Source organism: Streptomyces colwelliae (genome assembly GCF_048158785.1).
Classification (GTDB): domain Bacteria; phylum Actinomycetota; class Actinomycetes; order Streptomycetales; family Streptomycetaceae; genus Streptomyces.
Genome location: NZ_JBLTJC010000363.1, coordinates 1 through 10,190, shown reverse-complemented (window position 1 = coordinate 10,190; position 10,190 = coordinate 1). Strand labels below are relative to the sequence as shown.

Below are 10,190 nucleotides of genomic sequence, written 5' to 3'. Positions count from 1 at the left end.
CGCCCACACCGCTCCCTACCCCTACCTCCTCGCGGGCTGCGGCGACCTCGACATCACCGGCCACCGCCGCCCCGCCTCCTACTACCGCGAGATCGTCTTCGGCCTGCGCGTCCAGCCCTACATCGCGGTCCGTCGCCCCGAACACCATGGCAAGGCCTGGGCCGGGACGCCGTGGGCGTGGAGCGACACCGTCGCCACCTGGACCTGGCCCGGCTCCGAGGGCGAACCGGTCACGATCGAGGTCTACGGCGACGCCGACGAGGTTGAACTCCTCGCCAACGGGCGCTCGTTGGGGCGCCAACCAGTGGGCGAGGGTCACCGTTTCCGCGCCGAGTTCGAGACGTCGTACGAACCCGGCGAACTCCTTGCGATCGCCTACCGCGACGGCGCCGAGACCGGCCGCACCGTCCTGCGCACCGCGACCGGCACGGTGCGGCTGCGCGCCGAACCCGACCGTCCGCACATCACGGCACACGGCGGGGACCTCGCGTACGTCACCCTCAGCCTGACCGACCCCGACGGCATCCTCCACACCGCGGCCGACCGCCCGGTGCGCCTCGAAGTCTCCGGCGCGGGCGTCCTGTCGGGCTTCGGCAGCGCCGATCCCTCCACTCAGGAGCGCTTCGACGCGACCGAGCGCCGTACCTACGAAGGCCGCGCCCTCGCCGTCCTCCGCCCGACCGGCCCCGGCAAGATCCGCCTGACCGCCTCGGCGCCGGAGTGCGCTCCGGTCGAAATGGTCGTCACCGTCGAGTAGCGGACAATGCCGCCCCATTCTCAGGAGGGGCGACATGTTTAATTCGCCGGCTCCCGATCGACGTGAGATTGACATCCTCCGCCTCTTAAAAGTAGGGGGATTCCAACCCGGGTGGGTTGAGGTTCACGGGCGTTCGAACGGCTGGTGGCCGCTGTCACCCCTCCGGCACCGGCGGTACGCCGGGGGCGGGGGATCCCGCCCTGTCCTGCCGCGACATTGACTGCTGCGTTCTCATCGGCGTTGCAGGTGAACCCGCAGGACACGCAGACGAAGTCGGCTTGGCTCTTGCGCGACTTCTTCTCGATCCACCCGCAGGCGGAGCAACGCAGACTGGTGTAAGGAGCGGGTACGTCCTCGACCCTTCCCGGGGCCTTGTCCTCCGTGCGTCGGCGCAGCAGGCCCCAGCCCTGCGCGAGGATCGCCCGGTTGAGCCCGGCTTTGGCGGCCCGGCCGTTCTTCAGGAACGTACCGGACTGCCCCGGGTCCGGCTTCGGGTTGGCCTTGGCGGTCATGTTCTTGATGTTCAGCTTCTCGAACCGGATCAGGCCGTAGGTCCGGGCGAGCATGGTTGCAGTCTTCTCGCACCAGTCCTTGCGCCGGTCGGCGTCGCGGGCTTTGAGTCTGGCGGCCTTCGCATACTCGGCACTCTTCCGCTCGCTGCCTTTCGGGGCGCGGGCGGCGCGGCGCTGGTGCTTGCGGATCTGCGCCCGCTCTTTCACGGTGAGCTGGGGGCAGTTGAGCCTGCGCCCGTCCGAGAGGGCAGCCGTGATGGCCACGCCCCGGTCGATGCCGATGATCTCGCCCGTGGCGGGCGCGGGGAGTGGTACGGGGAGGACGGCGAAGGCGATGTGCCACTGGTTGTTGCGGAAGGTGACGCGGAATGTCTTCGCGTCCGGCAGGCCGGTGCGGGTGAGGCGGAAGCGGACCCAGCCGCAGCCGGGCACCTTCACCTGCGCCCAGGGGCGGTTGAGCTTCCGTACCACCACCGAGCGCCCTATGACCTGCTTGCCCGACTTCGGGTTCAGCTTCGGTGAACCGTCCGGTCCGGACTCGGGAACACGGTGGGTGCCGATGACGCGGAAGCCCTCGTGCTGGAACCGCTTGCGCCAGGTCGGTTCACCGAACCCGGACGTGAAGCGGGCGTTCTTGGCCCGCGCGAAGTCCTTGAGGGCCTGCTGCATCACATCGGCGTTGCCCTCACGCAGCCACTCGTTCTCCCGCCGGGCCTCGGTGAGCTGACGGCACTGCTCGGCGAAATCCGGCGCCGCCTTCCTGCCCCTGCGCCAGTGGGAGTGCTGCTCGACGGCCAGGTTCCACACGTACCGGGCGTGCGCGCAGTGGCCGAGCATGATGCCCGCCTGCTCACTCGTCGGATACATCCGGAAACGTGACATGGCCCTACTTTAGGGCCACACTTGACGCATGATCAAGCTGAATCTCAGACTCCCTGACGACCTGTACGACAAGGCCAAGATGCTGGCCGCCACAGACGACCGCTCCCTCAACTCATGGCTGGTATCCCTCGTGCGACGCGAGGCCGAGGACAACGAACGCCGTTCCACCCCGGGGGCATAGCCGCTACTCCCGCCCTGCTCCACAGGGGCTCGCATTCACCCCCGGCCTGAAAGCCGGGGCACCCTGCGAGAAAACGAGGTGGAAGCAGCAGTACCTCCACGACTCAGGAGCACCATCGTGACCGTGACCGCGGATCTGGCCATCTCCCTCGACGGCTACATCGCCGGCACCGGCGTGAGCATCGACAACCCGGGCGGCGACGGCGCCGAGCCGCTCTTCGAGTGGATCCACAATCTGGCGAGCTGGCGGGAGCGCCAGGGCATGACCGGTGGGGCGGAGAATCGCGACTCCGAGTTGATGCGGGAGTGGTTCGACGCGACCGGAGCAGTGGTGATGGGCCGGATGATGTACGACACCGGGGAGGAGTTCTGGGGCGACAACCCGCCCTTCCGCACCCCGGTCTTCGTCCTCACCCACCGCCCCCGGCCGACCCTCGTCAAGGAGGGCGGCACCACCTTCACGTTCGTCACCGACGGCATCCACAGCGCGCTCGACCGGGCGAAGGCCGTCGCCGGTGACCGGAACATCGACATCGCGGGCGGTGCGAGCACGGTGCACCAGTACCTCGGGGAGGGCCTCATCGACGAACTCCAACTCCATGTGGTGCCCGCCCTCCTCGGCGCGGGCCTACGGCTCTTCGAAGGCCCGGGCGCGGGACCGCGGCGCGTCGAGCCGGTCAGGGTGGTCGAGACGCCCCTCGCCACGCACCTGAAGTACCGCTTCGGCAGGGCCGAAGACTGACCCGTCGTCCGTCGTGTGGGGGTGTCACGCGGCCGTCTCCTCCAACGCGATCGGGTCGCCCACCCGCACCGTCCCCGACTCCAGCACGTCCAGGTACACACCGAGGCACGACAGCCGGCCGAGGTCGAACACCGGGATGCGGTGCTCCCGGGCGACCGCGCGCATGAGGCCGGGGTCCGGCGGGAGTTCGTCGTGGCCGAGGGTGGGGATCACGCAGCGAGGTGTGGGGACCAGCACGCGGAACAGCGCCTCCCCCACCCGCAGCCGCGACCCCACCCAGGCGTCCTCCGGAAAGCCGGGCCCGCCAAGGGTGTCGACGACCAGGTTCGGCCGGAAGCGGCGGGCGTCGAAGTCCCCGGCGGGATACACGCTCCGCATCCGGTCCAGGGCAGCCGTGGTGACGAGATGGACCCGGCCGAAGTCGAAGAACGTGCCCGGCGCGACACCGCCCGTCGTGATGCTCTCCCCCGTCGCGTCGACGGTCGCCGACTCCCGTACGGCGTCCGGGACACCGCCCTCGTACTCGGGTACGGCGCGCTCCAGTCGGCTGTGCTCCGGTACGACGCCGGAGACGGACACCTGCCGGCCCAGCAGCTTGGACAACTCCGCGTCCAGGTCGGGGGCTTCGACCGGCAGGGTGGTGCCGTCCGGCAGGACGACCCGGACCACACCGGAGTCGTCGAGCCGGCTCCGGCAGCGCAGCAACTCGCCCCACTTCCGGGGGTGTTTGGCGCTGCCGACCGCGCCCGTCCCGTCGAGGACGGCGTAGACCCGGTCCCCGGACAGTCCGTTCTCCGTGACCGCAACGGCGATCACGGCCTCGCCCAGCATCGACTTGACCGGATACCGGTACAGCGCCGTCACAGTGCCCATGGATCAACTATCGCCGAGCCAACTACCGTCAGAGGGTGAGGAGTTCCTCGTAGAAACCGCCGAATCCCCGTTCGCGGTCGATGAGATGGATCTCCAGGATCCAGTGACAGGTACGGCCGGCCTTGTCCGTGCGGCGCATGGGGGTGTCGTTCTCGGGGGTGACGTACGACTCGACGTGCGCGCCCTCGATCGTCTCGTGCGGGAACTCGCCGACCAGGTGCCCGGCATGCCAGCCGCCCAGCTCCCAACCCGCCTTGTCCGCGAGGCGGGCGACCTCGGTGTGCAGGCGTGCGCCGGTGATGTCCGGGGTGTTCTCGAAGAAGCGCCGGCCGGCCGCGAACACCTTGGGGAGGTCGTCGCGCAGCCGGTGCTTGACCGGGTCGTCGCCCAGCACGAAGGTCCGCCCGAAGTCGGCCTCGTACTCCTCGAAGATCGGCCCGAAGTCGGCGAACACGATGTCGTCCGCACCGATGACCCGGTCCGGCGGGTTCTCCTTGTACGGCGCGAGCGTGTTCGGCCCCGAGCGCACGATCCGCTTGTGCCAGTGCCGGGTCGTGCCGAACAGCTCGTTCGCGAGGTCACGAACCCGGTCGCTGACCGCCCGCTCCCCCTCGCCGGGCGCCACCAGCCCGCGTTCCTCGACCTCCGTGAAGAGCAGCGCGGCCTTGGCCTGGGCATCGAGCAGACCGGCGGCCCGCGTGGGTTCGTCATCAGCCATGGGGCGAACCTAGCCAGCTAGATCGTTCTCGGCAACGTGATTCGCCACGGCGGGATTCTGGTCCTCGGCGTTGCTGTCCGCGGGGTTCCTCTGATTTGCCAGGACGAAGCAAACTCCCAGGCGGTGGATGCGACGGGGTCTGTGACGGGCGGGATCTGAGCGGCTAGCTTGTGGACTCACAGCTGGTGATAAATCCGGCAATCCAGACCTTTCTCTGTGAGGCGTTCCGTCATGAGCTTGAGCATCCGCAACCAGATTCCCGGCACCGTCACGGCCGTCACGCCCGGCGCGGTGATGGCGGCCGTGAAGGTGCGCCTCGACGGCGGCCAGGACCTCACCGCGGCGATCACGTTGGAGGCCGTGAAGGATCTGGGACTCGCCGAGGGCACGGCCGTGCGCGCCATGATGAAGTCCACCGAGGTCGCGCTCGCCACGAGCCGGGTGGAGGGGGTGTCCATCCGCAACCAGCTGCCCGGCACGGTCAGCGACGTCGCCACCGGCGGGGCGATGGCCGTCGTCAAGGTCACGGTCGACGGGGGCGAGCTGACCGCGGCGATCACGAAGGACGCGGTCGGCGACCTGGGGCTGCGGACCGGTTCGCCGGTCGTCGCCCTGATCAAGTCGACCGAGGTGTCCCTGGCGACCGTCTGACGCGGGGCCGCCGTAGCCGCGATTCGCGTGACGAGCGACGCGTGGGCGCGCACCGGGACCCGGCGTCGGCCCCGTCCCGGGTGAGCGCCTACGCTGCTCGGGAAAGGCAGCCGTAACCAGGAGACCAGCGGAGAAGGGGCGCCACCCGTGGCAAGCGACCGACAAGGTACGGCCGAGGCCGCCGACGCGTCCCGTCCCGTTCCGCCCGGCCAGCGTCATGTGCACGGCTGGCCGGTCTCGCACTACGGGCCCGTCCCCCGTTTCCGCCCCGAGCGCTGGAACCTGCGCGTCCACGGCGCCACGGCCGACGGTGCCGAGCACCTCTGGACGTTCGACGAGCTCGCGCCGCTGCCGCATGTCACGGTCGTCGCCGATCTGCACTGCGCGTCCGGCCCGACCTCCACCGACCACGAGTGGTACGGCATCCCCGCCGGCACCGTCCTGGAGCTGGTACCGCCCGCGCCGGAGGTCACGCATGTCATGGCGTGGGCGGAGTACGGCTACTCCACGAACCTCCGTCTCGCCGACTTCACGGCCGCGCAGACCCTGTTGGCCACGCACCACAACGGTGAGCCCCTCACCGCCGAACACGGCTTCCCGCTGCGGCTGGTCGTGCCGCATCTGTACGGCTACAAGAGCCCCAAGTGGCTGCGCGCCATCGAGTACCTCACCGAGGACCGGCGCGGGTTCTGGGAGGAGCGCGGTTACCACAACATCGCCGACCCGTGGAAGGAGCAGCGCTACTCCTACCAGGAGCAGGACGGCGAGGAGGCACAGCGTCCCGGCCGTTAGGCCGAAACCCGCCACGCGGCTCGACAGGCACGACACGTAGCCTCGTCCGCATGGTTACGCATCGTTTTGTCGACGTGAACGGCATCCGTCTGCACATCGCCGAGCAGGGTGAAGGCCCCCTGGTGATACTCCTGCACGGCTTCCCGGAGTCATGGCACTCCTGGCATCACCAGATCGGCGCTCTGGCCGACGCGGGGTTCCATGTGGTCGCCCCCGACCAGCGGGGATACGGCAGCAGTGACCATCCGGACGAGGTCGACGCGTACACCATCTTCCACCTGGTCGGCGATGTCGTCGGTCTGATCCAGGAGTTGGGCGAGGAGAAGGCGTATGTCGTCGGGCACGACTGGGGTGCGCCGGTCGCGTGGCACACCGCGCTGCTGCGGCCGGACCTGGTGCTCGGGGTGGCCGGGCTGAGCGTGCCGCCGCCGTACCGGGGGACGCAGCGTCCGCTGGCGATGATGCAGGAGATCTTCCAGGGCAGATTCTACTGGAACTACTTCGACCAACCGGGCGTCGCCGACGCCGAGTTCGGGAGGGACACCCGCACCACTCTCCGCAAGTTCCTCTACTCCGCCTCCGGTTCGGCCTCCCCCTCCGGCGAGATCATGCAGCCTCTGGTCGACCCCGAGAAGGGCTGGCTCGCGGACATGGAGGACCCCGAGGTGCTGCCGGAGTGGCTCACCGAGGAGGATCTCGACACGCTGACCGAGAGTTTCTCCAAGGGCTTCACCGGCGCCCTGAACTGGTATCGCAACCTCGACCGCAACTGGGACCTGACCGCGCCCTGGAACAACGCCGTCGTCACCCGGCCCGCCCTCTATATCTTCGGCGACCGCGACCTCGTCCCCGCCTTCCCCGGCGCGCGCGACATCATCGCCCAGCTTCCGAACTTCATGCCCAGCCTGGTACGCGCACCCATCGAACTGCCCGGCTGCGGCCACTGGACCCAGCAGGAACGCCCCGTCGAGGTGAACGCGGCGCTCATCGACTTCCTCACGACCTGCGAGAGCGCCGCCGGCGGTGGCCCGGGAACGGAAGCGGACGCGTCGTGACCGTCTGATCCGCATGAGCCGGTCGCAAGGCCGGGCGGGGAAACCCGCTCGACCCGGTCACCTCCACGAGGAATCCTTCGGACATGGAGTTCCTCTGCTACCACCGCGACCGGCCCGGTTCCCTCACCCTGCGCGACGAACTGGTGGAACGGCACTGGTCCTACATGGACCAGTACGCCAAGGAGATGATCGCCCGGGGTCCGACGCTCGCCGACGACGGTGACACCGCCACCGGCAGCGTGCACATCCTCGACCTGCCCGATCCGGCCGCCGCCCGCGCGTTCGCCTTCGACGAGCCCAACTATCAGGCCGGCGTCTACCGGGACGTACTGCTGCGCCGGTGGCGCAACATGCTGGGGCGCACCATGTGGGACTTCCCCGGCGGCCGGACCGGCGGCAACCGGTACCTGGTGCTCGGCTTCGGTGCCGGGCAGGCCGTGGACCTGGCGGTGCCGCCCGGCCGGGACGAACTGATCGCGTACGGGCCCCTGTTGTCCGACGACGGCGCCACCTGGCTGGGCACGGCGGCGTTGCTCCGGGCACCGGACCCGGAGACGGCGCGCGCCGTGCTGACCCGGGCCCGGTACGCCGACATCGAGGTGCACGACTGGCAGTTCGGCGGCCGGCCCTCCTGATCAACTGGACACCACCGCCATGGCCGATTCCTGTCAGATCGCCAACTGACCCCTCGATCCCGGGAGTTCACGCCTACGGCGTCCGAGGGCGGGCAAGTCCGCCGGCCGTCAGGAGTTCGTCCCACGCTTCCAGCGCCGTGGCCTCGAAGTCCGGCGCGCCCAGCAGTCGGGCACCCGCGGCGGCCATGGCGGTGCCGTACGTGGCCCAGGTGTCGAGGTGGCCCTGGAGGACGGCCCGGTTTCCGGGGTCCGCGTCGGTCAGGAATGTCAGCAGGGTCCGGGTCCAGCGGGCCGCGCGGTGGGCGTCGCGCCCCAGGTCGTCGGTGACGAGGGAGTCGAGGGGGACGCCGACGGTGTCGAGGCGGCGGGCCAGGCCGTGCAGGAGTACGGCGTCGGCGACCGGTTTGACCACAAGCTGGAAGGCGACCAGGGCCACGTCCCAGTCGTAGGCGACCAGTGCTTCCTCGACGGCCCGGCGGAACGGTTGCCAGTCCGGTTGGTGTTCCCAGGTCGTGCGTTCGGCGAGGCCGAAGGCGCGGTCGGGGTGGGTGCGGGCGAGCTGGGTGGTGCGGTAGGCGAGGAGCTGGACGCGGCGGAGCTGGTCGGCGGTCTGGAAGGCGGCGCAGGTGGCGATGTAGCTGCCGGGGGCGAGTTGCTGGAGGTAGGCGGAGAGCATCTGCTGGCCGTGGACGAGGTAGCGGGCCGGGGTCACGGCCAGTGCCAGCAGGTCGAGTTGACGGGCCGTCAGCTGTTCGTCGTGCTGTTCCTTGTCGAAGCGTTCGAGCAGGCCCTCGACATACGTCTCACGGTCGTCCTGCATCGCGACATAGCTGCCGTACGTCACCCGGTCGGGATCGCGGAAGGCGTCCCAGTCGGGCACGGTCAGGGCCATGCCGTCGCGGTGGTCGCGCAGCCAGCGGTTGCCGTGCGCCTCGGGCGGGAGTTCCAGCGGGGTGGCGCCCATGGTGTGGTTCATGCCGTGCGTGAGGACCTCGTACTCATTGGGCCGGCGGCCCAGGTCGCCGAAGGCGCTCCAGGTGCGCAGGCGGGTCGCGCGCTGCCGGTCGCGCTGCTGTGCCATGGCTTCTCCTGACCTCGTCACCGACTGCCTCGTCATCGACTGCCGGCTGATCGCCGGCTGCCTCGTCACTCGCTGTGGAACCACAGGTACTCCTGCGACCGGGATCGCATCCGTCCCTTGAAGGAGGGCATCTCGATCTCCAGGGCGGAGAGTTGAAAGGTCCCGCCGAGGTGTTCCTCCAGGCTGCGCCGGGTCAGCCGGCACTCGTGCATGGTGTGGACGCGGACATAGTCGTCGCGGTCCACGACGTACACGTCCCGGTCGGGGTTGTCGTCGGACACCGCTTCGATGACGGCGTCCGCCAGCGGCCCGGAACGCAGCACCGGGCCGACGAGGACGGGGTCGAGCGGGGCGTCGCTGTCGAGTTCGTAGACGGTCATGGGGTGGGTGCCGGCCTTTCGTCGGACGGGCGGCGGCTGACGTACACCTGGCCGTCGGCGATGCGGGTGGCGTGGCGTACGAGGCAGGAGCCGCGCGGGTTGATGCCCCGGCCGGTGCGCACGTCGAACTCCCACAGGTGGAAGGCGCAGGTCAGAATCGTGCCGTCGAGATCGCCCTCGGCGAGGGGCTGCCGTTGGTGCGGGCAGGTGCCCTGATAGGCGAGGTAGTCACCCTCGACGCGGATCAGCAGGATCTCCGTGCCGTTGACCTCGAAGGGCTCCATCTCGCCGTCCCACAGGACGTCCTGGGGAGCCACCGGCACATAGTCGGGCGCCTCCTCAGTCACGGAACCGCACGTCCAGCCATTGCAGGGGCAGCAGGGACAGTTCGCCGAGCGTCACCGCCGGGTCGATCTTCCGGTCGTCGAGATACACGTCGTACGACGGGACGCCGGGCGGAGCCGCCACCCGTCGCCCGACGCTGTGCACGGCCACCTTCTCCGCGACGGTGTCCATGGTGTCGTCGGTGTCGACCGCCACGAGGTGCGGGATGAAGTCGCCGACCAGTCTGCCGACGATGGGGAACAGTGCCATGTGGATGAACCCCTTATGCCTTCGGGTCGTTGGCGTACTCGCGCGCCCAGCGGTAGCCGTCCGTGTCGTCGCCCATGACGTCCGGGGTGAGACCCATCCACGCCAGTGCGCCAGGCAGGTCCATGGGCTGGATGTCGCCGCCGATGAACCGGTCGACGACCGTGCGGTGGCCCGCGTAGCGCTCGGGTTCCTGCTCGAAGCACCACTTGGAGATCTCACTGTCGAAGTGGTGGATCCGGCCGTCGCGGACGAGGGAGACGGGGTTGAGCCGGTCGCGGGACATGGCGGTGCCGAGGGGCAGTTGGGTGACGCTGCACAGGGCGGGGAGGGTCTCGGGG

At 69.6% G+C, this 10,190-nt stretch carries 15 protein-coding genes; 7 read left to right on the top strand and 8 right to left on the bottom strand.

The genetic code is table 11. The features are described from left to right. On the top strand, positions 1-757 hold a 757-nt coding region (locus ACNFOC_RS43785), incomplete at its 5' end, for a DUF4982 domain-containing protein (protein ID WP_416964585.1). 38 nt (positions 758-795) lie between these two features. On the opposite strand, the gene ACNFOC_RS43780 is transcribed toward ACNFOC_RS43785, so the two are convergent. Continuing rightward, positions 796-2,151, bottom strand: a complete 1,356-nt coding sequence (locus tag ACNFOC_RS43780) for an RNA-guided endonuclease InsQ/TnpB family protein (RefSeq protein ID WP_416964584.1) — start codon at positions 2,149-2,151, stop codon at positions 796-798. Between the two features lie 28 nt (positions 2,152-2,179). On the opposite strand from ACNFOC_RS43780, the gene ACNFOC_RS43775 reads away from it, so the two are divergent. Beyond that, on the top strand, positions 2,180-2,332 hold the full coding sequence (locus ACNFOC_RS43775; RefSeq protein ID WP_416964583.1) for an Arc family DNA-binding protein: 153 nt from the start codon (positions 2,180-2,182) through the stop codon (positions 2,330-2,332). A 117-nt stretch (positions 2,333-2,449) separates the two neighbouring features. Then, a complete protein-coding gene (locus ACNFOC_RS43770) occupies positions 2,450-3,073 on the top strand; it encodes a dihydrofolate reductase family protein (RefSeq protein WP_416964582.1) in 624 nt (207 codons plus the stop codon). 24 nt (positions 3,074-3,097) lie between these two features. Here the strand turns inward: ACNFOC_RS43770 and ACNFOC_RS43765 are convergent, their stop codons facing one another. Both ACNFOC_RS43765 and ACNFOC_RS43760 read right to left on the bottom strand, forming a co-directional pair. After that, entirely contained in the window at positions 3,098-3,946 is an 849-nt protein-coding gene (locus tag ACNFOC_RS43765; RefSeq protein ID WP_416964581.1) for an MOSC domain-containing protein, read from the bottom strand. 28 nt (positions 3,947-3,974) lie between these two features. After that, positions 3,975-4,664 carry a M24 family metallopeptidase gene (locus ACNFOC_RS43760; protein WP_416964580.1) on the bottom strand — a complete coding sequence of 230 codons (690 nt, stop codon included), beginning with the start codon at positions 4,662-4,664 and terminating at the stop codon, positions 3,975-3,977. Positions 4,665-4,895: 231 nt separating this feature from the next. On the opposite strand from ACNFOC_RS43760, the gene ACNFOC_RS43755 reads away from it, so the two are divergent. The 4 genes from ACNFOC_RS43755 to ACNFOC_RS43740 all read left to right on the top strand — a co-directional run bounded on the left by ACNFOC_RS43755 (position 4,896) and on the right by ACNFOC_RS43740 (position 7,797). Then, positions 4,896-5,315, top strand: a complete 420-nt coding sequence (locus ACNFOC_RS43755; protein ID WP_416964579.1) for a TOBE domain-containing protein — start codon at positions 4,896-4,898, stop codon at positions 5,313-5,315. 147 nt (positions 5,316-5,462) lie between these two features. After that, positions 5,463-6,107, top strand: a complete 645-nt coding sequence (locus tag ACNFOC_RS43750; RefSeq protein ID WP_416964578.1) for a molybdopterin-dependent oxidoreductase — start codon at positions 5,463-5,465, stop codon at positions 6,105-6,107. Positions 6,108-6,157: 50 nt separating this feature from the next. Continuing rightward, the gene (locus ACNFOC_RS43745; protein ID WP_416964577.1) at positions 6,158-7,162 is read left to right on the top strand and encodes an alpha/beta fold hydrolase; all 1,005 of its coding nucleotides are present in this window, start codon (positions 6,158-6,160) and stop codon (positions 7,160-7,162) included. A gap of 83 nt (positions 7,163-7,245) precedes the next feature. Continuing rightward, positions 7,246-7,797, top strand: coding sequence for a YciI family protein (locus ACNFOC_RS43740; protein WP_416964576.1), 552 nt, complete (start codon positions 7,246-7,248; stop codon positions 7,795-7,797). Positions 7,798-7,870: 73 nt separating this feature from the next. Here the strand turns inward: ACNFOC_RS43740 and ACNFOC_RS43735 are convergent, their stop codons facing one another. The 5 genes from ACNFOC_RS43735 to ACNFOC_RS43715 form a co-directional block, all read right to left on the bottom strand. Next, positions 7,871-8,878: a ferritin family protein gene (locus tag ACNFOC_RS43735; RefSeq protein WP_416964575.1), complete on the bottom strand. Its 1,008-nt coding sequence runs from the start codon at positions 8,876-8,878 to the stop codon at positions 7,871-7,873. A gap of 65 nt (positions 8,879-8,943) precedes the next feature. Beyond that, positions 8,944-9,258 carry an MmoB/DmpM family protein gene (locus ACNFOC_RS43730; RefSeq protein WP_416964574.1) on the bottom strand — a complete coding sequence of 105 codons (315 nt, stop codon included), beginning with the start codon at positions 9,256-9,258 and terminating at the stop codon, positions 8,944-8,946. Beyond that, entirely contained in the window at positions 9,255-9,605 is a 351-nt protein-coding gene (locus ACNFOC_RS43725) for a Rieske 2Fe-2S domain-containing protein (RefSeq protein ID WP_416964573.1), read from the bottom strand. The genes ACNFOC_RS43730 and ACNFOC_RS43725 overlap by 4 nt, the downstream gene beginning before the upstream one ends. Beyond that, complete coding sequence (locus tag ACNFOC_RS43720) at positions 9,598-9,852, bottom strand: toluene-4-monooxygenase system B family protein (protein WP_416964572.1); 255 nt, start codon at positions 9,850-9,852, stop codon at positions 9,598-9,600. Before ACNFOC_RS43720 ends, ACNFOC_RS43725 begins: the two co-directional genes overlap by 8 nt. 13 nt (positions 9,853-9,865) lie before the next feature. Continuing rightward, positions 9,866-10,190, bottom strand: a 325-nt coding sequence (locus ACNFOC_RS43715) for a YHS domain-containing protein (RefSeq protein ID WP_416964571.1), incomplete at its 5' end; no start/stop codon positions are given.